General features: G+C 63.5%; 21 protein-coding genes. 12 read left to right on the top strand and 9 right to left on the bottom strand.

Features of this window, described 5'->3' with window-relative positions; all coding sequences use genetic code 11:
* Positions 1 to 77 precede the first annotated feature (77 nt).
* The 3 genes from urtA to ACP7EG_RS03995 all read right to left on the bottom strand — a co-directional run bounded on the left by urtA (position 78) and on the right by ACP7EG_RS03995 (position 2,949).
* Positions 78 to 1,331 carry an urea ABC transporter substrate-binding protein gene (gene urtA, locus ACP7EG_RS04005; RefSeq protein ID WP_426086505.1) on the bottom strand — a complete coding sequence of 418 codons (1,254 nt, stop codon included), beginning with the start codon at positions 1,329 to 1,331 and terminating at the stop codon, positions 78 to 80.
* A gap of 201 nt (positions 1,332 to 1,532) precedes the next feature.
* Positions 1,533 to 2,321, bottom strand: a complete 789-nt coding sequence (locus ACP7EG_RS04000; protein ID WP_426086504.1) for a DUF4349 domain-containing protein — start codon at positions 2,319 to 2,321, stop codon at positions 1,533 to 1,535.
* Between the two features lie 16 nt (positions 2,322 to 2,337).
* The gene (locus ACP7EG_RS03995; RefSeq protein ID WP_426086503.1) at positions 2,338 to 2,949 is read right to left on the bottom strand and encodes a transglutaminase-like domain-containing protein; all 612 of its coding nucleotides are present in this window, start codon (positions 2,947 to 2,949) and stop codon (positions 2,338 to 2,340) included.
* Between the two features lie 273 nt (positions 2,950 to 3,222).
* On the opposite strand from ACP7EG_RS03995, the gene ACP7EG_RS03990 reads away from it, so the two are divergent.
* The 3 genes from ACP7EG_RS03990 to ACP7EG_RS03980 are packed head-to-tail and all read left to right on the top strand — an operon-like array spanning position 3,223 to position 8,458.
* Positions 3,223 to 3,801 (top strand): DUF2760 domain-containing protein, encoded by a 579-nt coding sequence (locus tag ACP7EG_RS03990; RefSeq protein ID WP_426086502.1) that lies wholly within the window; start codon positions 3,223 to 3,225, stop codon positions 3,799 to 3,801.
* Complete coding sequence (locus ACP7EG_RS03985; protein WP_426086501.1) at positions 3,798 to 5,669, top strand: Hsp70 family protein; 1,872 nt, start codon at positions 3,798 to 3,800, stop codon at positions 5,667 to 5,669. The genes ACP7EG_RS03990 and ACP7EG_RS03985 overlap by 4 nt, the downstream gene beginning before the upstream one ends.
* A 2-nt stretch (positions 5,670 to 5,671) precedes the next feature.
* On the top strand, positions 5,672 to 8,458 hold the full coding sequence (locus tag ACP7EG_RS03980) for an Hsp70 family protein (RefSeq protein WP_426086500.1): 2,787 nt from the start codon (positions 5,672 to 5,674) through the stop codon (positions 8,456 to 8,458).
* A 174-nt stretch (positions 8,459 to 8,632) separates the two neighbouring features.
* On the opposite strand, the gene ACP7EG_RS03975 is transcribed toward ACP7EG_RS03980, so the two are convergent.
* From ACP7EG_RS03975 to ACP7EG_RS03965, 3 genes are all read right to left on the bottom strand, one after another.
* Positions 8,633 to 10,174, bottom strand: a complete 1,542-nt coding sequence (locus ACP7EG_RS03975; protein WP_426086499.1) for a CHASE2 domain-containing protein — start codon at positions 10,172 to 10,174, stop codon at positions 8,633 to 8,635.
* Positions 10,175 to 10,280: 106 nt separating this feature from the next.
* Positions 10,281 to 11,477: a serine hydrolase domain-containing protein gene (locus ACP7EG_RS03970; protein WP_426087130.1), complete on the bottom strand. Its 1,197-nt coding sequence runs from the start codon at positions 11,475 to 11,477 to the stop codon at positions 10,281 to 10,283.
* 172 nt (positions 11,478 to 11,649) lie between these two features.
* On the bottom strand, positions 11,650 to 13,146 hold the full coding sequence (locus ACP7EG_RS03965) for an alginate export family protein (RefSeq protein ID WP_426086498.1): 1,497 nt from the start codon (positions 13,144 to 13,146) through the stop codon (positions 11,650 to 11,652).
* A 213-nt stretch (positions 13,147 to 13,359) separates the two neighbouring features.
* On the opposite strand from ACP7EG_RS03965, the gene ACP7EG_RS03960 reads away from it, so the two are divergent.
* Complete coding sequence (locus ACP7EG_RS03960; protein ID WP_426086497.1) at positions 13,360 to 14,502, top strand: GAF domain-containing protein; 1,143 nt, start codon at positions 13,360 to 13,362, stop codon at positions 14,500 to 14,502.
* Positions 14,503 to 14,645: 143 nt separating this feature from the next.
* A complete protein-coding gene (locus ACP7EG_RS03955) occupies positions 14,646 to 16,454 on the top strand; it encodes an NAD(P)-binding domain-containing protein (RefSeq protein WP_426086496.1) in 1,809 nt (602 codons plus the stop codon).
* A gap of 195 nt (positions 16,455 to 16,649) precedes the next feature.
* Here the strand turns inward: ACP7EG_RS03955 and ACP7EG_RS03950 are convergent, their stop codons facing one another.
* On the bottom strand, positions 16,650 to 17,216 hold the full coding sequence (locus ACP7EG_RS03950; RefSeq protein ID WP_100873620.1) for a YceI family protein: 567 nt from the start codon (positions 17,214 to 17,216) through the stop codon (positions 16,650 to 16,652).
* Positions 17,217 to 17,235: 19 nt separating this feature from the next.
* Here ACP7EG_RS03950 and ACP7EG_RS03945 point away from each other — a divergent pair, with 19 nt between their 5' ends.
* The 5 genes from ACP7EG_RS03945 (at position 17,236) to ACP7EG_RS03925 (ending at position 20,823) form a co-directional block, all read left to right on the top strand.
* Positions 17,236 to 17,550 carry a hypothetical protein gene (locus tag ACP7EG_RS03945; protein WP_426086495.1) on the top strand — a complete coding sequence of 105 codons (315 nt, stop codon included), beginning with the start codon at positions 17,236 to 17,238 and terminating at the stop codon, positions 17,548 to 17,550.
* A gap of 153 nt (positions 17,551 to 17,703) precedes the next feature.
* Positions 17,704 to 18,162, top strand: coding sequence for a YbaN family protein (locus ACP7EG_RS03940; protein ID WP_426086494.1), 459 nt, complete (start codon positions 17,704 to 17,706; stop codon positions 18,160 to 18,162).
* Positions 18,163 to 18,486: 324 nt separating this feature from the next.
* Positions 18,487 to 19,296 carry a methionine ABC transporter ATP-binding protein gene (locus tag ACP7EG_RS03935; RefSeq protein ID WP_070222288.1) on the top strand — a complete coding sequence of 270 codons (810 nt, stop codon included), beginning with the start codon at positions 18,487 to 18,489 and terminating at the stop codon, positions 19,294 to 19,296.
* Entirely contained in the window at positions 19,289 to 19,963 is a 675-nt protein-coding gene (locus ACP7EG_RS03930; protein ID WP_071076516.1) for a methionine ABC transporter permease, read from the top strand. Before ACP7EG_RS03935 ends, ACP7EG_RS03930 begins: the two co-directional genes overlap by 8 nt.
* Positions 19,964 to 19,995: 32 nt before the next feature.
* Positions 19,996 to 20,823, top strand: a complete 828-nt coding sequence (locus ACP7EG_RS03925; RefSeq protein WP_426086493.1) for a MetQ/NlpA family ABC transporter substrate-binding protein — start codon at positions 19,996 to 19,998, stop codon at positions 20,821 to 20,823.
* 229 nt (positions 20,824 to 21,052) lie between these two features.
* On the opposite strand, the gene ACP7EG_RS03920 is transcribed toward ACP7EG_RS03925, so the two are convergent.
* On the bottom strand, positions 21,053 to 21,667 hold the full coding sequence (locus ACP7EG_RS03920; protein ID WP_426086492.1) for an OmpW/AlkL family protein: 615 nt from the start codon (positions 21,665 to 21,667) through the stop codon (positions 21,053 to 21,055).
* A 145-nt stretch (positions 21,668 to 21,812) separates the two neighbouring features.
* Positions 21,813 to 22,709 (bottom strand): LysR family transcriptional regulator, encoded by an 897-nt coding sequence (locus ACP7EG_RS03915; protein ID WP_426086491.1) that lies wholly within the window; start codon positions 22,707 to 22,709, stop codon positions 21,813 to 21,815.
* A gap of 253 nt (positions 22,710 to 22,962) precedes the next feature.
* Between ACP7EG_RS03915 and fur the strand changes: the two genes are divergently transcribed.
* Both fur and ACP7EG_RS03905 read left to right on the top strand, forming a co-directional pair.
* Positions 22,963 to 23,403, top strand: a complete 441-nt coding sequence (fur, locus tag ACP7EG_RS03910) for a ferric iron uptake transcriptional regulator (RefSeq protein ID WP_071076512.1) — start codon at positions 22,963 to 22,965, stop codon at positions 23,401 to 23,403.
* Positions 23,404 to 23,477: 74 nt separating this feature from the next.
* Positions 23,478 to 23,843 (top strand): MerR family transcriptional regulator, encoded by a 366-nt coding sequence (locus ACP7EG_RS03905; protein WP_426086490.1) that lies wholly within the window; start codon positions 23,478 to 23,480, stop codon positions 23,841 to 23,843.
* Positions 23,844 to 23,867: the final 24 nt, after the last annotated feature.

Genomic DNA, 23,867 nt, shown 5'->3' with positions numbered 1-23,867 from the left:
GGACAGGGGTCAGACCCGGCGGGTCTGCCCCCAGCTCTTTGCCTGGGGTTGCGATGACGATTCGACGCGCAAGCTCTTTACAACTTCTGCTTGCCCTCATTGCCCTTGATAAACGGGCTCCACGGCTGGGCGCGGATCGGTTCCTTGGTTTTCCACACGACATTGAATTGCCCATCGGCCTTGATCTCGCCGATCATCACGGGCTTGTGCAGGTGGTGATTCGTCGCATCCATGGTGAGGGTGAAGCCCGAAGGCGCTTTGACGCTCTGGCCAGCCATGGCGGCGATCACCTTGTCCGTCTCCGTCGACTTGGCCTTTTCCACGGCTTGCGCCCACATGTGGATGCCCACATACGTCGCTTCCATGGGGTCGTTCGTCACGACGGAACCCGCGTTCGGCAACTTTTGCGCCACCGCATACGCCTTCCACTGCTTGATGAAAGCCGTATTCACGGGATTCTTGACGGATTCAAAATAATTCCAGGCCGCTAGGTGACCGAGCAGCGGCTTGGTATCGATGCCGCGCAGCTCTTCCTCGCCCACGGAAAACGCGACGACGGGCACGTCCGTGGCTTTCAAGCCCGCATTGCCCAGTTCCTTGTAGAACGGCACGTTGGAATCGCCATTGATGGTGGAAATGACGGCCGTCTTGCCGCCCGTGGAAAACTTCTTGATATTGGCGACGATGGTTTGATAGTCGGCGTGGCCGAACGGCGTGTAGACCTCGCTGATGTCGCTATCCTTGACCCCTTTGCTTTTCAGGAAGGCGCGCAAGATCTTGTTGGTAGTGCGCGGATACACATAGTCCGTGCCCAGCAGCACGAAACGCTTGGCGCCGCCGCCATCCTTGCTCATCAGGTATTCCACCGCCGGGATCGCCTGCTGGTTCGGTGCGGCGCCCGTATAAAACACATTCTTTTCCAGCTCCTCGCCCTCGTATTGCACCGGGTAAAACAGCAGGCTGTTGAGTTCCTTGAACACGGGTAACACCGATTTGCGCGACACGGACGTCCAGCAGCCGAACACCACGGCCACTTTATCTTGCGCCACCAACTGGCGCGCTTTTTCCGCAAACAGGGGCCAGTTCGATGCGGGATCGACCACCACGGCTTCCAGCTTCTTGCCCAGCACGCCACCCTTGGCATTGATCTCGGCGATCGTCATCAGCGCCACATCCTTGAGCGACGTTTCGGAAATGGCCATGGTGCCCGACAGGGAGTGCAAGATGCCCACCTTGATGGTATCGGCGGCCAAGGCTGCCTGCATGTAAGTGGACGTGGCCAGGGCCAGTGCGCCGGCGGCGGCCGCTTTCAGGATGATGCGTCGTGACATGGGGACTCCTGTGAATGATTCGTGAGGGGACGGACTGGGCCTACGATGTTGTTAAAGCAGAATGCATGCCAGCGCCGGCAGGCGTCCGCCATGGTGCACGCGACCAGCGCCGCACGAAAAAAAACCTGGCTGCACAAGGACTGTGCAGCCAGGTTTCAAATTGCCGTAAAACGGTGCGCCGGACGCGGCTATCCTTGCGCTTTAATCATTGCGCGGTGTTCCTCTCAGGCGGCGCCAGCCCTTGCGGCCCAACGGGAACAGCAGCACGAACGCGATCAGCCATGGCAGGATATACGCCATGGCCGTGATGGCGTTGGCCACGCCTTCCGACAGGTTTTCCGTGAAATTGCCCAGCGCCCGCTTGACGGGACGCCAGAACGATTGCTTGCCTTCGGCGCTGATGGCCACGTTCAGCAAGTCCGTGTCGATGCGCTGCATCAACAGCGCATTGGCCGCCGTCGCCTGCTCCAGTTCCACTTGCACGGTGGCCAGTTCCTTGGTCACCTTGATCAAGGCATCGACGTTCGCGCCCGAGCGCTTTTCCAGGTCCTGCAATTGCGCCTGGTACTGCTTGAGCATTTCCAGGCGTTTCTTGCTGTCGAGCACGGGACGCCCCAGGTCTTCCACCTTGGTGCCCTGGCTGGTGACGTCGCCGCCGGCCGCGACCAGCGCGACGAGCTTTTTGATGCCGGCCGGCTTGGCGCGCATGCTGATACGCGCGTGCACATAGCGGCCGCCGTCGATGCTGGAATCGAGCAGCAGGCAGCCGTTTTCCGTGTCGGCCTTGCAGGCGGCGACCACTTTTTCATACAGGGGCCGTACTTGCGCCTCATTCGTATCGACGCTGACATTGTGTTCATAGGCAAGAAACTCGCTGCCCTTTTCCTTGCCATCGAGACGCGCAGCGCTGGACTGGCCCGCGCTCTCGCCCTTGCTGCCGCAACCGGCCAGCAGCAACAGGCCGATCAAGCTGATATACACTTTTTTCATGATTTCTTTCTTTGAATTATTTTCGAACCGGCAACATCTCAACATCGGGCAAATGCGCCGCCACATCCTGCACCGTGGCGTAACCGGTCAGGGACGCCACCACCTGCGGCAGCGGTGCCGGCCAGATTTCCGGTAAATCGCGTTCCTCGGGCGCCAGCACGGGAAAAGCCAGCTGTTCCTGCGGTGGCGTGAAGGCGGCAGCGACGCCGGGCTTGTTGCCGCGCGCATCGATGCGGTACCAGCCAAACTCTTGCAGATACACGGCGTTCAAGCCGTGCAGGCAGAACGGCGGCCCCACTTCGCCCACGGCCAGGCGCTGGTAGCACAGGCCGGCAGGAATGCCGTTGGCGCGCAGCAGCGCGGCCAGCAAATGGCTCTTTGCATAACAGTAACCCGTGCCATGCTGCAAGACGTCGGAAGCGCGGCAGGTAACGGGATTGCGCTGGTAATCCCAGCTGTGGGCAATCTCGTCGCGCACGAAGGCAAAGCAGCGGGCCGCGATGGCGGCGTCGCCCACCGCGCCGGCTGCCAGTGCGGCCGCCCTGGCGCGCACGGCCGGATGCTCGCTGTCGATATACGTGCTGCTGGCCAGATAGATGGAAAAGTCGGGGGAAAAGTCGGTAACCATGGCATCAAGATCATGCAAAAAGATAATGCGCGATTCTAGTCGAAACGGCACGAAATCGAGCGTTTCCTTGCGCAGGAACAAAGAAAATCCATGCGTCAGGCTGGCTGCGCCGGGGCCGGCGGCTTTGGCGGCGGCCCGGTAGCTGGTATCATGCGGGCAAACGCAGCCGGCCCGATATGTACGACGGGCCCGGCACCTGCACTACCCTGCGAAGCGGCCACGCCACCCGGCGCGCCGCCGACGCCACCCTACAGATCAGAGAAATGAGTTCCTATGAGCACACCATCGTCCCACCCATCGTTCTGGCGCCGCGTCCCGCTGGCTTTTGGCGCCTTCTTCAGCACCCTGTCGGACGCCGCCTATGCGGCCCGCGTGGAAAAACTGTCCTTGCCCGAAGTGGCGCCGGTGGCCCCTGCTCCTGCGCCAGCCCCCGCGCCGACGCCGGCCGCCGCGCCCGTCATATTAAAAGAAGCCACGCCGGACGCCGCCCTGCAATTGCTGGCCCTGCTGCAACGCGAAGCGCGCCTGATCGACTTCACCCAGGAAAACCTGGGCAGCCATGCCGATGCCGACATCGGCGCGGCCGCCCGCGTGGTGCACGAAGGCTGCGCCAAGGTCATGCGCGAGTATTTCACCATCGAGGCCGTGCGCCAGGAAGCCGAGGGCAGCCGCATCGTCCTGCAGGAAGGGTTTGATTCCGCGCAAGTACGCCTGACGGGCAACGTGGTCGGCTCGGCGCCATTCACGGGCACCCTCAGCCACCGCGGCTGGCGCGCTTCGAGCGTGCGCCTGCCGAAACTGAGCGAGCAGCACGACGCCGCCATCCTGGCACCGGCCGAGGTGGAACTGTGAGCGACACGATCAACCCTACCCCGCGCTACGCCATCGGCATCGACCTGGGTACCACCCACAGCGCCCTGTCGTATGTGAACCTGGTCGAGAGCGACGGCGAAAAGTCCAGCCACGGCGTGCTGAAAGTGCCGCAGCTGTCGGCGCCGGGCACGGTAGAAGAATTGTCACTGCTGCCATCGTTCGTGTATCTGCCGCACGCCGATGAAGTGGCGGCGGGCGACCTGGCCCTGCCCTGGGTCACCGAGGAAGCCGAAGCGCCGTTCGTCGTTGGCGAAATGGCCCGCAGCCGTGGCGCCACCACGCCCATCCGTCTGGTCTCCAGTGCGAAAAGCTGGCTGTGCCACCCGGGCGTGGACCGCCGCGCGGCGATTTTGCCGAACGACGCGCCGGCCGAAGTCGCACGCATTTCACCGATCACGGCCGCCACGCGCTACCTGACGCACTTGCGCCAGGCCTGGGACAACGCCCACCCACAAGCGCCGTTCGCCGAGCAGGAAATCACCGTCACCATCCCCGCCTCGTTCGATCCGGCCGCGCGCGAGCTGACGATGGAAGCGGCGCAGGCGGCCGGCTACACTTCGCTCACCTTGCTGGAAGAGCCGCAAGCGGCCCTGTACAGCTGGATCCAGACCAGCGAAGGACGCTGGCGCAAGGAAGTCAAGCCGGGCGACATCATTTTAGTCGTCGACGTGGGCGGCGGCACCAGCGACTTTTCGCTGATCGCCGTGCTGGAGCGCGACGGCGTGCTGGAACCGCACCGCGTGGCCGTCGGTGAACACATCCTGCTCGGTGGCGACAATATGGACCTGGCGCTGGCCCACCTGGTGGCACGCAAGCTGGCCGCCAACGGCACCCAACTCGACGCCTGGCAAATGCGCGCACTCACTTACGGCTGCCGCAGCGCCAAGGAAAGCCTGCTGGCCGACAGCGGCCTCGATGTGGCACCGATCGTCGTGCCGAGCCGCGGCTCGAAACTGATCGGCGGCTCCATCCGCACGGAACTGACGCGCGCCGAAGTGTCCACCTTCATTCTCGACGGCTTCTTCCCGCAGGTGGAAGCATCGAGCCGCCCTGCCGTGCGCACGCGCGCCGGCCTGACGCAACTGGGCTTGCCGTATGCGCAGGACGCGGCCATCACGCGCCACCTGGCCGCCTTCCTGGGCCGGCAAGTGGCGGCCACCAGCGAACTGGAAGGCTTTGCCGGCCGCCAGTCGCAAGATGCCAGCTTCTTGCATCCGACGGCCGTGCTGTTCAACGGCGGCGTCTTCAAGTCCGACTTGCTGGTGCAGCGCATCATGGCGACCGTCAACGACTGGCTGTACCTGGAAGGCGCGGAACCGGCACGCATGCTGGCCGGGGCCGACCTGGACCTGGCCGTCGCGCGCGGCGCCGCCTACTACAGCTACGTGCGGCGCGGCCATGGCGTGCGCATCCGCGGCGGCACGGCCAGCGCCTTCTATGTGGCCATCGAATCGGCCATGCCCGCCATTCCCGGCATGGAACCGCCGATCCAGGCCCTGTGCGTGGCGCCGTTCGGCATGGAAGAAGGCAGCGAACTGGAATTGCCGGGCCAGCAATTCGGCCTGGTGGTGGGCGAACCTGTGCACTTCCGCTTCTTCGCCTCGTCCACGCGGCGCAACGACCAGATCGGCGACTTGCTGGACTTCTGGGGTCCCGATGAATTGCAGGAACTGAGCGAAATCCAGGCGACGTTATCGGCCGAAGGCCGCTCGGCTGGCGACGTGGTGCAAGTGAAATTGCACGCACGCGTGACGGAAGCGGGCACCCTGGAGCTGCTGGCCGTTTCCCCTGACGGCGCCGAGCGCTGGAAAGTGGAATTCGACGTGCGCGGCACGCCGCAGCAATAAACGTGGCTAGCGCTGTGGGCAAGCCGGCCTGGCTGGTCGGCATCGACCTGGGCACCACCAACACGGTGGTGGCCTATACCAATGCGGCCGATGCGCAGGCAGGCATACAGCTGTTCGCCATCGAGCAGCTGCTCGCTCCCGGCGAAGTGGGCGCACGCCCCCTGCTGCCGTCCTTGCGCTACCATCCTGCCGCCGGCGAACTGGCGGCAGGCGACTTGCAGCTGCCGTGGCCACAGGACGATGTCACCAGCGCGGAACACCCCGTGCTGGGCGCCCTGGCGCGCCAGCTCGGCGCGCAGGTGCCAGGCCGGCTGGTCACCAGCGCGAAGAGCTGGCTATCGCATGCGAACGTGGACCGCCAGGCGCCGATTTTGCCATGGGGTGCCGACGCCGACGTGGCCAAGGTGTCGCCCGTGGCGGCCAGCGCCAGCTACCTCGCGTATGTGCGCGCCGCCTGGAATCACCGCTTCCCGCAGGCTCCGCTCGAAGAGCAGGAACTGGTGCTGACCATCCCCGCCTCGTTCGACGAGGGTGCGCGCGCACTCACACTGGAGGCGGCGCGCCTGGCGGGCTTGCCGGGTGCAAATTCGCTGCGCCTGGTGGAAGAGCCGCAGGCGGCCTTTTATGATTACCTGCAGCGCAGGCGCGCCACCTTGCGCGCCGACCTGGCCAATACGCGCCGCATTCTAGTCTGCGACGTGGGCGGCGGCACCACCGATTTCAGCCTGATCGACGTCGCCTTCGATGACGATGGCGCACCCCAGCTCACACGCAGCAGCGTGGGCAACCATTTGATACTCGGCGGCGACAATATGGACCTGGCGCTGGCCCACCTGGTGGAAACGCGCATGGCGGCAAGCGTCGAAGGTGGCATGAAGCTGTCCGCCGCGCGATTGTCGCAGCTGATGGAGCGCTGCCGCGCCGCCAAGGAACTGCTGCTCTCCAGCGACGCACCAGACAAGGCCAGCGTCACTCTGCTGGGCGCCGGCTCGCGCCTGATCGGTGGCCGCCGTTCCGCCGACGTCACGCGCGAGGAAGTGGCGGCCCTGGTGGTCGACGGCTTCTTCCCCAAGGTGGAACTGGGCGATACGGCGAAAAAAGGCCGCGCCGGCATCGTCGAATTCGGCTTGCCGTATGCGCAGGACGCGGCCATCACGCGCCACCTGGCCAGCTTTTTACAACAACATCAGGGCGCACTGCCCGACACCCTGCTGCTGAATGGCGGCGTGTTCCGCGCCGACGCGCTGGCGCGCCGCCTGGCCGCCACCCTGGAACACTGGAGGGGTCAGCCCCTTACCATCCTGCACAACGATAATCCCGACGTGGCCGTGGCGCGTGGTGCCGTTGCCTACGCGCTGGCCCGACGTGGCCAGGCGCCGCGCATCGGCGGCGGCTCGCCGCGCAGCTATTTTCTCGTGCTGGGCGAGGCGGGCAAAGACAACCGTGCCGTCTGTATCCTGCCCCGTGGCAGCGCCAGCGGCGAGGAAATCCGCCTGACGGAGCGCCTGTTCGCGCTGCGCCTGGGCCGGCCCGTGCGCTTCCACCTGGCCACTTCCCTCTTTGAGGCGGGCACGCCGCCCAAGCTGGGCGAGATCGTCGACCTGGATGCCGGCGAATACCTGCGGCTGCCGCCGCTGGCCAGCGTGCTGCACGATAAACAGGATGCCGGCGACAAGCGCGAAATCACCGTGCAACTGGCGACAGTCATGACCGAGGTAGGGACTTTGGAAGTGCATTGTGTGGCCGAAGCCGATGCCGGCCAGCGCTGGCTGCTGGAATTCCAGTTACGGGGCGAAGAGGAAAACCATGCCGTAACGTCCACTGCCTCGCCGCGCGTGAAGGAAGCCATCGAAAAAATCGAGCGCATCTTCGGCGGCAAGGCGCAAAAGGTCGACACCAAAGAAGTGCGCCAGTTGCGCCAGCACCTGGAGCGGGGGCTGGGCGGACGCGAAAGCTGGGAGACGCCGCTGCTGCGACAGCTGTTCGACGCCTTGCTACAACGCGCGCGTGGACGGCGCCGCTCCGCCGAACATGAGCGTGTCTGGCTGAACCTGGCCGGCTACTGTTTGCGTCCCGGCTATGGCGACGCGCTCGACCCGTGGCGCATCGAGCAACTGTGGGCCCTGTTCGACACGGGCATCCAGCACCACAAGGACAACCAGGTGTGCGCCGAATGGTGGACCCTGTGGCGCAGGGTTGCCGGCGGCTTGAGCACGCAGCAGCAACTGCGCCTGCTCGACGACTTCGCCTTCAACCTGCAAGCCGATGCGGCCCAGCGCGGCAGCCGCCCCGTCACCCTGGTCGACGGCAGCGACGACGACATGCTGCGCCTGGGCGCCTCACTCGAGCGCATCCCCGGCGCCTACAAGGCGGAAGTGGGCGCCTGGCTGATCAAGCGTCTGCAGAAGGCTGATAAAAAGGGCGAAGCAGCGGATACGAATACCCTGTGGGCGCTGGCCAGGGTCGGCGCGCGCCAGCCCTTCCACGGCAGCGCGCACGAAGTGGTCGACAGCGCCACCGTGGCCGAATGGCTCACGATGCTGCTGGCGCTGGACTGGAAAAAAGTGGAGCCGGCGGCGTTTGCCGCCACCCACCTGGCGCGCATGACGGGCGACCGCTCGCGCGACATCGCCGACGACTTGCGCGCCACCATCCTGGCCCGCCTGAAAGCCGTCGGTGCCCCGCCCCTGTGGCAGGCGATGGTCAGCGAAGTGACGCAGCTGGACGAAGCTGTTACCCGCCGCATGCTGGGCGAGGCGCTGCCGCCGGGCTTGAAACTGATCGGCTGAAACCATGGGTCACGTAGGTCGGATTAGCGTAGCGTCATCCGACAGGCATCGCCAACAATGTTGTCGGATGACGGCCTGCGGCCTGATCCGACCTACCCTTCGCTGCGCGCGCCGCAATACCGCGGCAAACTATCGGCCAGCCATACCCAGGCCATTGCGGCACGCCGCCCTGCGCTAAATCACGGCGATGATCAACAGCACCACCGCCAGCGGCGCCTGCACCAGCACGATGCCGGGATGCGTGCGGCGCAGCTGGGCCCACACGGACAGGCCCGGCACTTCTTCGTGCGGGTGGCGGGCTTCGTCGCGCAGCGACATCGCGTGCAGGAACATGCCGGCGATCAGGGGGCCGGGGTTGACCCACCAGCCCTGCTCCAGCAAGCCGCGCGACAAGTAGATGGCCAGCGCGCCGATGACGAACGGCGAGGCCCACACCAGCGCCAGCATCAGGCGGATGCCATAGAATTCGAACAGGGTACCCAGGCGGTGCAAGCGGCTGAAATCGTGGTCTTCCATGCGCGTGTCGATGGCCAGTTCGGCGCGGCCGTACAGGGTCCACAAGCCGCCGAACAGGCAACCCAGCAGCACGCCGATAACGATGTCGGCCACGAACACCGCATATTTGTTGACGTCGGCCGTGCCGATGCCCAGCGACGTGTGAGCGGCCGCGTGCAGGTGCAGGCCGGCCTGTTCGCCTTCGGCCGTCGTATAGCGGTCGCGCACGTCATAGGTGCTGCCGATGTACACGACGTTCTTGCGCAGTGCGTCGGCCGCCACGCCGGCCTGGCCATCGACCAGTTTGACGCGCGTGCGCGTGGGGTTCAGAAATTGCGGCGCCACGGCGGCAGGGTGAAACGGCGCGGTGACGGCGTTCTGTTCGGCCGCATCCTTCGCGTCGCCGTGGATGACGGGTTCGAACGCCCAGCGGGCCAATTCCTTTTCGCTGCCTGTGCGCCGGGCCAGCTGGCACACGCGGCCGGCCAGCGCCAGCACTTCCTTTTGCTCGGACAAGACGGCCGGCATGGGCTGCTTCTGCTCCTGCTCATCGGCGCCATGCGCCAGTTCGAAGGCCACGGCTGCCAGCACGGGGCTTTTCAGCTCAATGCGCGTGACGGCGCCCATGCGTTCGCGGATCTGCGGGCTGGCAAAGTGGATGCCGGCGGCGCAGCGCGCGCGTATCCACGGCAGGTTCGCATTCCGGTCCGATTGTTCGGGCAGGATCAGCACCAGTTGCCGGCCATCGGCGGCCAGCTGGTCGAGCAGGCTGTCCAGCGGCCGCTCGCCCGCCTTGTGCTGTTCATACACGGCAGGCGCCAGGTCGAGGTCGATGGCAAGCACCTTGCTGCCGCGCGCGGCGACACTCGCAATCAATTGCTCCAGGCGTGAACGCTCCAGCGGTTCGCGCTCGTCGAAGACCTGTTCGAACGCGGGCTGGTCGATTTCGATGATGCCGGGCCGGTAGGCGGCGCCCGGGTCCTTGTCCCGCTCCAGCAGCTGCCCCTGTTCCGCGCTGGCGCGCAGCATGGCCGCATCGAGCCATTCGAGCACGTGAAAACCTTCCAGCACCAGCATCAGCGCGGCGATCAGGCTGGCGCCGATCACGTGGTGCAGCAGATGCGTGCCCGTCAGCTTGAAGGCCGAGCCCAGCTGGGCGACCGGCCACAGCAGGCGCCGCCAGAGCGGCGGGCGCGGTTGATCTGGCGGACTGGTTTCCACAGTGTGCTTCCCTTGCGTGCGGTGCGTGAATTACTATTCAGGCAACAATTAATGACGAAAGGACAGTGTATTCCAGTTGTGCCCAGCCCGCCGCACGGCTGGCAGCCTATTTCGGTTTGGCCAGCAACAGCTTGCCCAGCGCTTCGAAGGCCGGCGTGGTGGTCGGATCGTTGGCCGCATTGGCCGCCGTCGGCGTCGACGCAAAACGCACGATCACCATTTCCGCCTTCGGATCGACATAGATGCGCTGGCCGTACACGCCGCGCGCCATGTAAGCGCCATGGTCGTTATGCGTGACCCACCACATGTCGCGGTAGCTCCAGCCCTTGAGCAAATCGTAGCCGCCCTTGGCGAACAGCTGCTTGTCGCCGCCGCGACGGATATCGTCGACGGCCGCCTTGGGCACAATCTGCTGGCCATTGTAGCGGCCATCGTTGCGCAGCATTTCGCCGAAGCGGGCCAGGTCGCGCAAGCCCGCATTCAAGCCGCCGCCGGCAAACGGCGTGCCCGTCGAATCGACCGTCATGTAGGCATCCTGCTCGGCGCCCAGCTTTTGCCAGACGCGCTCGGACAGATATTCGTTGACGTTCTGCCCCGTGACACGGGCGATGATCCAGCCCAGCACGTCGGAGTTGACCGTGCGGTAGCCAAACGCCTCGCCATGCCGGCCTTCGTGCTGCACCGTTTGCAGGTACTCGAAATAGCTGCGCGGCCCCGTGTAATCCTTCGGCTTGGGCAGCGGGCTGCCGGCCGCCGCGTGCTGCCACACTTCCGCTTTCGGGTCGGCGTAATCTTCGCTGAATTTCAGGCCCGTGGTCATGTCGAGCACCTGGCGCACGGTGGCGTCGCCAAACGCCGACTTGGCCAGCTCCGGCACATACTCGGCCACTTTTTTGTCCGCATCGAGCTTGCCTTCGGCCACCAGCGCCGCGCCGATGGTGCCCATCACGGATTTGGTTACCGACATGGCGCCATGCTGGCCGCCTTCCTTCAGCACGCCAAAGTAACGCTCATACACGATGCGGCCCCGGTGCAGCACCACGATGCCGTCCGTGTAGTTGGCGCCCAGCGACTGCTCCCAGGTCATCGTTTCCTTCGCGCCCAGGGGCGTGAAGCGCAGGCTGTCGATATCCTTGCGCAGCGCGCGTTTCAATGGCACGGGCGCCTTCAAGCCGCGCGCGACGTCCACCGTCGGCATCAGCTGGCGGAAGTGCGACACGCTCCAGCGCAGCTGCGGGAAATTGAAATAGCTGCCATCGTCGAAGCGGATGATTTTATCGGCCGGCGGCGGCGCGCCCACCATCCATTGCAATGCAGCCGGATCGCTGGCGGCCGCTGACAGCGGGGTGGCAGCCCCCTTGGTCGTCTCCGCCGCGTGGGCACCGGCGGCCAGCGCCAGGCAGGCGGCGGCCAGGGCCAGGCGTTTCATGCTGGAAAAATCGTTCATGCGATGCTCTCCTTGATAAACAGTATATTTAATAAACCCACACGATATTCGCCAGCCAGCCCGTCCACGTTTTGGCCTGGCCATTCACCAACTGGTTGACGCCCGACTGTGCGAACGATGCGCTGAAACCCAGGGTCAGATAGGTATTCGGGTTCACCACGCGCACATACTTGACGAAGACATCGTTGGCCAGCATCGGGCGCAGCACGCCGGCGATCACCACGGGGGCGTCGCCCGGCACGTCGAGGCGCGTGGCCTGGCCGAACTGCAGCGGGCTGCCCATCTGGTTGGCCCGCACCTGAGCCAGGTAGGCGGTCACGGTATCTTTCGGCGTCGGGTGCAGCTCGATGGTGGCCTGCAGCGCGTTCACGTTGGCATTCACGAAAACCCAGGTCGCCTTGCTGCCTGAAGCCCAGGCACCCGGCGTGCCTTCGAAGAACAGCGGGTCGAAGCGCTCGTTGCGCGCCGTGTGCGGATCGTCGCCGGAAAAACTCTGGTAGCCAAGGGTGAACTTCGGCGTCCACGCCACGTCGGGCAGCGAAAAGCCCCCTTCCGTACGCCAGCCCCAGCCCCGCATCGGCTCGCGCGTATTCCATTCGCGCGCCGCATCGACGCCGAACCAGCCTTTCGACAACAGCGTGGGCAGCACGGGAACGCGCGCATAGCCATACACGAACTGCAGATCCTTGCGGCCATCGGGCACGGCCAGCGGTGCGCCGATGCCTCCCGGCGCCGCCTGCGGATACGCGGCATGCGAACGCGGTACCTTGCCGTACGCGATGCCGGCCTTGCGGTCGTTCGCGGGCGCGTAGCTGACATCCACGCCGACGACGCGCGTGCCGCTATCGTTGTCGGGGTTTTCATTCGGGTCGAGATAAAACGCCTGGGCGCTGAACGCATCCTGGCTTATTTTGGCCACCACGGAATTCTGGAAGGCCTTGCGCGGGCCGAGCTTCAGCGCGCCGCGGTCAAAGCCGTTCGAGCCGCCATTGGCGATCAGCATGCCCGTGCCCAGCGTGAAATTCTGCGCGCCGGCAGACAGGTCGAGCATCGCGCGCGTGCCGCCGATCGGCATGCGGATGCCGGCGACGAATTCCTCGATCGAGATGCGGCCCGTGTCGCCCGCACCAAACGGGTCGTGGCGCAAGGTGCCCGAGCCGACGGCGGACACGCGTGCATACAGCTGCCTGCCGTCGCCGAAATTGCGTTTGAAGCCGAGCGCCGGCTTGACATAGAACTCGTACCAGTAGGGTTTGAAATCGAAGTCGGGATTGCGCGCCGGCGTATTCGACAGCTTCCAGAACAGATTGCTCTCGCCGGCCACCTGCACGCCCGCTTCCACGGAACGCGTCATGTGCCAGCTGGCGACTATGGCCGGTTCTACGGCGGCGCGCCGCGCCACCTCTTTTTCCATGTTGCTCTGGCCATCGGGATCGAGCTGGCCGGCGGCGCCGCAGGCGGCGCTCGCTCCCAGCAAGGCCAGCACCATCGCTCTGCGTATCAGGAACATCGCTTGCATTGCCATAGATATCCCTTGCGATAACCGACTGTCAATTTGAGCCGATGTTATCAGAGATGCTCTTTTTTATTGTTGTAAAGCATTCTATTGTGCGGGCCACGCGCTGAGACGATCGTCTCACGCGTGCGCCATGCTGCAACGCAGGATGCGCGGCCCGGCACTTCGTGCTACAAACGGAAAACAATCCAAACACCAGCATCAGAGACACTGGAGAGCGCCATGCCCTACGTCCGCCAGACCAGCCATATCGACCGCGTGCGCGACCTGATCGCCGGCCGTATCGTCAATCCTGGCGCCGACACGGCCAGGCTGGCCTCGTCGTACCGGCGCTCGCTGGACGACTACCGGCTCGACCCCGCCTCCACCACGGGGCCGCGCATCCTGACGGGCGCCGAACTGCGCGCCATCCAGCAATCCGAGGAAGGCTTTCTGCGTTCCACGGGACAGTGCCTGCCACGCCTGCACGCCATGGTGCGCGAAGCGGGCTATTGCGTCATCCTGGCCAATGCGCGCGGCGTGACGATCGACTACGTGGTCGACACGGACCAGCGCAAGGACTTCAAGAAGGCGGGCCTGTATCCGGGTTCGTGCTGGTCGGAAGAAGAGGAAGGCACGTGCGGCATCGCCTCCGTGCTGCTCGACCAGGAAGCCATCACCGTGCACAAGAGCGACCATTTTCGCGCCGCGTTCACGGGCCTGACCTGCAGCGCCGCGCCGATTTTTTCGCCGCACGGCGACTTGATCGGCGTGCTCGATGCCTCGGCACTGAACTCGCCCGACGCGCGCGACAGCCAGCGCCTGGTGAAACAGCTGGTGCGCCAGGGCGCGACCCTGATCGAGGATGGCTTCTTTCTCAAGTCCTACAGCCATTGCTGCATCCTGCTGGCACACCGCAACCGCCACTTCGTGGAAGTGCAGCCGGAGATGCTGCTCGCCATCGACGAACATGGCAACGTCATCGCCGCCAACGGCTGCGCGCGCGACGTCATCGGGGGTCTCGACACCCTGCCACGCCCCATAGCCGAGGTGCTGGAAGTGCGCGCCGAGCGGCTGTTCGATGCGCGCGCGGGACACAATCTGCTGTCGCTGCGCCTGACCGGCGGCAGCACCTGGCTGCACGTCCGCGTGCGCGCACCGCTGCGCCAGGCCAGCGCGCGCCTGCGCGCCACACGCGAGGCGCCCGTCGCGGACGGCGTACCGGAATACACGCCGCCGGAGCTGGCCGAGCGCACGCGCATCGTCCACGCCATGAACGCCGCCAAATGGCATCCGCTGCAGGCGGCCGCCATGCTGGGCGTCTCGCGCGCCACCTTGTACCGCCGCCTCAAGCACTTGAAAATCGTGGCGCCGCACCGGCAGTAAGCAACAGAAAAAGCTGAGACTTCCGTCTCAATAGCAGCCATGCTGCGCTGCAGGATGCGGGGCCAGAACGCCAGTGTTACAACATCGTCAGCGGCAACACAGCCGCATCCCATCATAAAGTCAGCAGACTTGGAGGAGACACGATGCAAACCGATAGCAACCCGCACGACCTGGCCGTGGCCAGCATCCTGGAGCAGCTCGAAGGCTGTCTTCGCACCAGTGACAGCACGGGCGCCGCACAGCTGTTCGAACCAGACGGCTACTGGCGCGACCTGGTGCTGTTTACCTGGAACTTGAAAACCCTGGAAGGCCGCGAGCAGATCGCCGCCATGCTGGCCGCCCAGCTGGGCGCCGTGCAGCCCGTTTCCATCCGCATCGCCGACGGCGAACATGCAGTGGAAGCCGGTGGCGTGCTGCAAAGCTGGATCACGGTGGAAACGAACGTGGCGCGCGGCGTGGGCTTCATCCGCATCCGCGACGGCAAAATCTGGACCCTGCTCACCACCATGAGCGAATTGAAGGGTTTTGAAGAAGCCAAGGGCGGCCGGCGGCCCATGGGCGCGGAACACGGCGCGCGCACGGACCGCAGCAGCTGGCTGGAACAGCGCGAGCAGGAAGCGACGGAACTGGGCTACGCGCGCCAGCCCTACTGCGTCATCATCGGCGGCGGCCAGGGCGGCATCGCGCTCGGCGCGCGGCTGCGCCAGCTGAACGTCCCCACCATCATCATCGAGAAAAACGCGCGCCCGGGCGACAGCTGGCGCAAGCGCTACAAGTCCTTGTGCCTGCACGACCCCGTCTGGTACGACCACATGCCGTATATCCCGTTCCCCGACAACTGGCCCGTCTTCACGCCGAAGGACAAGGTCGGCGACTGGCTGGAAATGTACACCAAGGTGATGGAGCTGAACTACTGGGGTTCGACGTCATGCGAGTCGGCCAGCTTCGACGCAGCCAGCGGCGAGTGGACGGTGCAAGTGCTGCGCGACGGCCAGCCCGTCACCCTGAAGCCGAAACAGCTGGTGCTGGCCACGGGCATGTCGGGTAAGGCGAACATGCCGAAGTTCAAGGGCATGGACGTGTTCCAGGGCGAGCAGCAGCACTCGTCGCAGCATCCGGGGCCGGACGCGTATGTGGGCAAGAAGGTGGTGGTGGTCGGCGCGAACAATTCCGCGCACGATATCTGCGCCGCCCTGTGGGAAGCGGGCGTGGACGTGACCATGGTGCAGCGCTCGTCGACGCACATCGTCAAGTCCGATTCCTTGATGGACCTGGCCTTGGGCGACCTGTATTCGGAACGGGCGCTGGCGGCCGGCATGACCACAAACAAGGCCGACCTGACGTTCGCCTCGATCCCCTATAAAATCCTGGCTGACTTCCAGAAACCCGTCTTCAAGGCCATCCGCGAGCGCGATGCGGACTTTTATGCGCGCCTGGAAGAACGGGGTTTCATGCTCGACTTCGGCGACGACGATTCCGGCCTGTTCATGAAATACCTGCGCCGCGGCTCCGGCTACTACATCGATGTGGGCGCTTCCGAGCTGGTCGCCGACGGCAAGATCAAGCTGAAAAGCGGCGTCGGCGTGCAGGAGCTGAAAAGCCATTCCATCGTGCTGTCCGACGGCACGGAACTGCCGGCCGACCTGGTGGTGTACGCCACCGGCTACGGCTCCATGAATGGCTGGGCGGCCGACCTGATCTCGCCCGAAGTGGCGAATAAAGTGGGCAAGGTGTGGGGACTGGGTTCGGCCACGACGAAGGACCCGGGCCCGTGGGAGGGAGAACAGCGCAATATGTGGAAGCCCACGCAGCAGCAAGCGCTGTGGTTCCACGGCGGTAACCTGCACCAGTCGCGCCACTATTCGCAGTACCTGTCGCTGCAGTTGAAGGCGCGCATGGAAGGTTTGAACACGCCCGTGTATGGACAGCAGGAGGTGCATCACCTGGCGTGATCGTCTTGCATGCCGGCTCATGTCGGATTACGTGCGGCTTTGCCGCACTAATCCGACCTACCAATGATAAAAAATGGCGGCGGACCGAAGTCCACCGCCATTTTACGTTGCAGCGAAAATGTGGGGTCAGACCCGCCGGGGGAATGTTACCCAATGGGGGAACATTCCAATCACGCAGTGACTGACCCCAGCAGTTTATTGCTTGATCGCTTCGATGGCGAAAGTCAAAGTGACATCATCGCTGACAGCTGGCGCATATTTGCCGGCGTTGAATTCCGAGCGCTTGATCTTGGCCGTGGCGTTGGCGCCGCAGGCGTCTTTCTTCAGCATCGGGTGCGGTGCGCAGGCGAACGAGGTGACGGTCAGTGTCACTGGCTTGGTCACGCCTTTCAGGGTCAGGTTGCCTTCCACGGAGGCCAGCTTGTCGCCGTCGAAATTGAACTTGGTCGATTTGTAGGTGGCGACCGGGTACTTGGCCGTGTCGAGGAAGTCTTCACCCTGGATGTGCGAGTTGAACAGGGTCGAACCCGTATCGACGGACTTGGTGTCGATCAGCACTTCGACGGCACCCGTCTTGGCGGCGCGGTCCAGCGTGACCTTGCCGGTGGTGTTATTGAAACGGCTTTGCTGCGTCGAGAAGCCCATGTGGGTGTACTCGAAACGGGGGAAAGTGTGGCTGCCATCGATGACATAGACTTCAGGCGCGGCAACGGCGGACAGCGAGAAGCCGGCGGCGGCGATAAAAGCGAGCAGTTTTTTCATTGTAGATTCCTGATAGAAAGTGGAGGATGTCAAAACCGCAAGCAGCTGCAGGCGGGAAGCGCTGCGGCTGATTGTCTGGCTTCAGTTACAACAGATTATGCATGGCATGAAGATCGATGTAAAACGCAAAATATACCTAGTTAGCATCGATAAAATCGATAATAACAACGATGATGTCCATGACAGCGCCTTCTGCTGCCGATTATTGTCTGCATTGCCCAAAATATCCAGCGTTATCCGGCGCCACAGTATGCATCAAATGAGAATGATTCTTGTTATTATTATGCAGGGTGGTTATCATCGCGGCCTTGGCACGCATGCAGCGTCACCTTGATTCATCCATAATAGAGCCGAAAACAGAGCAGAACCCAGAGCAGAAAAACATGACGGCCACCCACCACACCCGCCACGATATGCGCACCTTGAACGCCCATCCTGCCGCCTCCCCGCTCCGCAGCCAGGGCTTGAGCACCGGCGCCTTCGCCTGATGCGGGAGACGCACGCCCGGATCCCACTGCGCGAAGCGCACGGCGCGCGCCTGCGCCGCTGGGCTTGGACCGCCGCCGGCGCCCTGATGGTGCTGCTGGGGCTCATCGGCGCCATGCTGCCCGTCATGCCAACGACGATTTTCCTGATCCTCGCCCTGGCCTGCTTCAGCCGCGCCTCGCCGCGCCTCGAGCACTGGTTGCTGCAGCATCCACGCTTCGGCCCGCCGCTGCGCCAGTGGCGCGAACACCGCGCCGTCTCGCGGCGCGGCAAGGCCATGGCTTGCCTGGGCATGGCCATCGGCTTTGTCGCCATGTGCCTGGGCCATCCGCCGTGGTGGGTCATCGCCATGGTGGGCGCCATGGAAATCGCCGTCCTCGTCTACCTGTTGCGCCGTCCCGAAGGCCCTGCCGCCAGCGGAGCAGAATCTGCCCACGAAGAGGACAATGGCAGGCAATAAACGGCCCCGCCCACGTCAAAAAAACACCAAGTCAGCCGAACCACACATAAAAGCACCGCGATGCCCGCGCAGGGCGCGTCGAACTTTTCACCAAGAAGTGGCTTCGCTGCGCCAGTCCACGCGATTAAATTCGGCAAGAGCGCTGATTTCCCGCTTTTTCAACTTGAAAACCGGCGCATAGACATTATTTGCATATTCAAAGCAAGATTCTGTCGTAGGAGTAATAACACGATCGGAGGTATACTACGCAACCGACGTAGCAGGCCGGGCGATTTGGCCCCTGCAAGCAAGCCTGTCACGGTCCAATAAAAAAGGAAACACTGCATGACCACACCACACCGTACGCCGGTGATTCGCATCGATGGCGCGAACAAGACCTTCGCGCTGCCCAAGGGCGAACAATTCCACGCGGTCAAATCGGTCACGCTGGAAGTCTATCCCGGTGATATTTTCGGCCTGATCGGCAAGAGCGGCGCCGGCAAATCCACCTTGCTGCGCCTGATTAACCTGCTGGAGCGTCCCGACAGCGGCACCATTACCGTGGCCGGGCGCGAACTGACCCGCCTGGGCAAGAGCGAATTGCGCGACGCGCGCCAGAACATCGGCATGATTTTCCAGCAATTCAACCTGCTGCAAAACGCCAGCGTCTTCGACAACGTCGCCTTCCCCTTGAAAATCCATGGCACGACCAAGGGCGAGCAGATCGCCGCCCGGGTCGAGGAGTGCCTGGCCCTGGTGGGCCTGTCCGACAAGCTGCACAGCTATCCGGCGCAATTGTCCGGCGGGCAGAAACAGCGCGTGGCGATTGCGCGCGCCCTGGCCAGCCACCCCGATGTGCTGCTGTGCGACGAGCCGACGTCCGCGCTGGACGCGGAAACCACGCGCGCCCTGCTCGACACCCTGCGCGACATCAACGCGCGCCTTGGCGTGACCATCGTCATCGTCAGCCATGAGCTGTCGGTGCTGGGCGCCATCTGCAACCGCGTCGCCGTCGTGGAAAACGGCGCCATCGCCGAACAATTCGATTTGAGCGACACGGCCACCCCACGCAAGACGGCGCTGGGACGCGAGCTGGCGTATTACGGCACCGAGGCGTTTGAAGCCACCGCATGGAAGGATGCAACACATGTTTGAAGAATCGATCAATAACGTCGTCAACCTGCTGCCGGAAATCTCGGTGGCGCTGGGCCAGACAATGACCATGCTGGGCATCGGATTGAGTGCCGCCATCCTGATCGGCGGCCCGCTGGGCATTGTGCTGTTCCTCGTCTCGGAAGGCCAGTCGCTGGAAAACCGTCCGTTGTCGATGATCCTCGGCTGGCTGGTGAATACCGTGCGCAGCTTCCCGTTCATTATCTTGCTGGTCGCCCTGACGCCGTTTACACGCATCATCGCGGGCACCTCGATCGGCCCGCTGGCAGCTGCCGTGCCCCTGTCGTTCGCCGCCATTCCCTACCTGGCGCGCCTGGTGGAACAGAACCTGCGCGAAGTGCCGCGCGGCGTGATCGAGGCGGCGCACGCCATGGGCGCGTCGGAAATGCAGATCATTTTCCGCGTGCTGCTGGTGGAAGCGCGCTCCGGCCTGGTGCTGGCCCTGACCGTGCTGTCGATCAGCTTCCTGTCGTATTCGGCCGTGGCCGGCGTGGTGGGCGGCGGCGGCATCGGCGACCTGGCCATCCGCTACGGCTACTACCGCTTCGAGACGGACATCATGGTCGTCACCGTGGCCATCCTGATCGTGCTGGTGCAAACCATCCAGTTCGCCGGCACGCGCATCGCCAAGCGCCTCGACAAACGTTAATTCATATTCAGTATTTCAGTACAAGGAAAAGCATGAAACAACTTCGCCGCAATCTGCTCCTGGCCGCCGCCAGCCTGGCCTTCGCCACCGCCGCCCACGCCAAGGACCCAAAAGAGCTCGTCATCGGTACCAGCTCCGGCCCGTATTCGGACCAGCTGAAGCTGGGCATCAAGCCTATCCTGGAAAAACAGGGCTACAAGGTCAGGATCGTCGAATTCAACGACTACGTGCAGCCGAACTACGCGCTGGCCGAGGGCTCGCTGGACGCCAACGTGTTCCAGCACATCGTGTATCTGACCAAGTTCGCCACCGATAACAAGCTGCCCTTGAGCGCATTGATCACCGTGCCGACCATGCCGATCGGCCTGTACGGCGGCAAGCAAAAAACCCTGGCGGAAGTCAAAAACGGCGCCACCATCACCATGCCGAACGACCCGACCAACCAGGCGCGCGCGCTGGTGATGCTGGCCAAGATGGGCTGGATCAAGCTGAAACCGAACGTCGACCCGCTGCGCGCTTCCGAGCGCGACGTGCTGGAAAACCCGAAGAAGCTGAAACTGGTGCCGCTGGAAGCGGCGCAGCTGCCACGTTCGCTGGCCGACGCCGACTACGCTTTCGTCAATGGCAATTTCGCCCTGGCCGCCGGCATGAAGCTGACCTCGGCCCTTAGCGTGGAAAAGATCTCGGACAGCTACATCAACCTGGTCGCCATCCGCACGGCCGACAAGGCCAAGCCATGGGTCAAGGACCTGGAAGCGGCCTATCGTTCGCGCGCCTTCCTCGACGCGACGAACAAATACCTGGCCGGCTACGAAAAGACGGATTATCAGCTGGCGCTGGAAAAGACGCTGAAAAAATAAGGCGCAAGCAAAGCGCTGCACGCAAAAAGACGGCCAGGTTCACACCTGGCCGTCTTTTTTTGCGCCCGCGCTGCGCGGGCATCTTCAATACTTGCAACGCCTAACAAAACCGTAGCGAGCGGAAGGAAGGCTCGGCGCCCCCGTTGGCTTGAGAAGCGCAACTGTACGAAGGTACAGTGAGCATCGCAGACCGCAAATTACGACGCGCAGTAGGTTTTGATAGGTGTCCCTAGAAGCGGTAGCCGACGCCTACACCGATCAGGATAGGATCGATCTTGACTTCGCTGATCTTGGCACCGGCAGCGGTCATGACGTCGCTGCGGATCTGCACTTTCTTGATATCGAAGTTCAGCGACCAGTTTTTATCGAGCTTGTAGTCGACACCGGCTTGCAGGGCGAAACCCCAGCTGTCGTGTTCCAGGCGCAGGCCGCCCAGTTTGACAGCCGAGATATTCGTGTAGTTCACGCCGGCGCCCACGTAAGGGCTGAGCTGTTTTTCAGGCATGAAGTGGTATTGCAGCGACAGGGTCGGTGGCAGGTGCTTGAAGGTGCCGACTTGGCCGCCGTCGAGCTTGACGTCATGTTTTTGCGGGTAGGTCAGGATCAGCTCGGCAGCAATATTCGGCGTGAAAAAGTACGAAATATCGATTTCAGGAATCGTCTTGCTGCTGACCGTCAGGCGGTCGGATGCGCCGACGCCACCAACAGGGGTAGATTTATCGGCCGGATCGATGTGCACGGCGCGCGCGCGCACCAGCCATGGGCTTTCCTGCGCCATTGCATTACCGGCGAATGCGCCGATGGCGGCCAGGACGATTGCTGCTGCAGTTGCGGACGTTTTCATTATGTTTTCCTCTGTCGTTAAGTAACGCTGCGAAGTTTAAGAGTGCAGTGCAACAAAAACTTTGATCCACATCAAATAGTGCTAGATGGCATCACTACAGGGATTTTTTTCTTTGCCAAGGTCAAGAAAATGCGGCATTGCAGAATCAAGCTGGCTCGGCGAACAGACTGGCGAGCCAGTCGGCAAACACGCGCACGCGCGGCGACAATTGCCGCTGATGGGGATACAGCACGGACACGGGCAGCGGGTCGGGACGCATGGCCGACAACACTTCCACCAGCTCGCCGGCGGCCAGCGCCTGCTCCAGATGGTAGCGAGGCGCCTGGATCAGGCCCAGGCCCGCGCGGCAGCAGGCGTGATACGCGTCGGCATTGTTGACGGACACGGTGCCCGGCAAGGCCACGCTGTGGTGCTGGCCAGTCACCTTGAAATCGAAGGGCCAGACCTTGCCCGTCTGGGCGGAAAAGAAATTGACGGCGCGGTGGCCATCGAGCTGCGCCAGATTCTGCGGCGTGCCGTGCGCGGCCAGGTAGGCGGGGCTGGCGCACGTCATTTGTTCCAGCAGCGCCACGCGGCGCGCCACCATCGACGAGTCGCTCAATGCCCCCACGCGCAGCACGCAGTCGACGCCTTCGCGCACCAGGTCGACGAGGCGGTCGCCCATGCCGATTTCCAGTTCGATCAAGGGATAGCGGGCACAGAACCGGTCCAGCACGGGCAGGACGAAATGCATGGCCAGGGTCGCGTGCAGGTCGATGCGCAGCTTGCCGGCCGGCTGCTGCATCGCCGAGGAAAACACGGCTTCCGTTTCTTCCAGGTCCGCCAGCAGGCGCACGCAGCGCTGATAATATGCCTCGCCATCGGGCGTGGGCATCACTTGCCGCGTGGTCCGTTGCAGCAGGCGCACGCGCAGCCGCGCTTCGAGTTGCTTGATCGCATGCGTGACGGTGGCCTTCGGGTAGCCAAGGTCATGCGCCGCCTGCGTGAAACTGCGCAACTCGACGATGCGGGTAAACAGACGCATCGCATCAAATCGGTCCATGCCCCCCTCCATTGTTATTGCCTGCTGGACAGTGTAACGATTCGAGCGCCACTTTTCCATATTGAACAATAACCTTGGCAGCAGTTGTCCGCCACGCAATGGCCACTTGCGCCGATGTCACTGGATACCCAACTGGCTACACCGCATACTATTTTCAGTTCGCACATGCGAATGGTAATGATTATCATTTGCGATATAATGCAGGTTCACGCTTAAGCGCTCGCTCAGGCGATCATAAAAAGGAATGGGAGACATGGATATATTGAGGGAACTGCGTGAATCGGGCTTGAAAGTGACCATCCCCCGCTTGCGGATTCTGCAGCTGTTTCAAGAAGGCACGATCAAGCACCTGAGTGCGGACGATGTCTACAAACTCTTGCTGGCTGAAAAAATCGACGTGGGCCTGGCCACCATCTACCGCGTGCTGATGCAGTTTGCCGAAGCGGGCATTTTGTTTCGCCGGCATTTCGAATCGGGCCATGCCGTCTTCGAACTGAATGAAGGCCAGCACCACGATCACCTGGTCTGCACGGGCTGCGGCAAAGTCGATGAATTCGTCGATGAAGGCATCGAACTGCGCCAGAACGAGATCGCCACCGAGCGGGGCTTCGTGCTGCACGAGCACGCGCTGTCGCTGTACGGCACCTGTGCCGAGTGCACGGCGAAGAAAGTCCCGCCGCGCAAGGCCTCCTGAGGCAGCGCGCAAGGTAGCGCCTGGCAAGCCACCTGCGCTACACTGCGTGCGCCGCAGCTCAACAAGGGACAAGCATGTACATCGGAGAAATCGCCCGCCTGGCGGGCACCTCGCCCAAGGCCTTGCGCCACTATGAAACGCTGGGCTTGCTGGGCGACGTGCGCCGTTCCGGCGCCTACCGCGTCTACACGCAGCAAGACCTGGCGCAAGTCAGACTGATACGCCAGGCGCAAGCGCTGGGCTTCCGCCTGGCCGAACTGCTGCCCATCCTGGCCGGCGAAGAGACCGACTGGGCCGCCCTGTCGCAGCACATCGCCGCCAAGCGCGCGCAGATACAGCAGGAGTTCGCCCGTCTGCGCCAGCTCGACGCGCAATTGGCCGACATCGACACAGAAATCCGCGACTGCCTGGCGCGCCAGCACCTTCCAGCGGCCGCTTGACTCTGCCACTAGGGGCAGGCTTTA

This window comes from Janthinobacterium sp. PSPC1-1 (genome assembly GCF_049897625.1).
In the GTDB taxonomy this organism is placed as follows: Bacteria; Pseudomonadota; Gammaproteobacteria; order Burkholderiales; family Burkholderiaceae_D; genus Janthinobacterium; species Janthinobacterium tructae.
The sequence above is the reverse complement of the archived record's forward strand: the minus strand, read 5'-3'. Positions and strand labels throughout refer to the sequence as shown.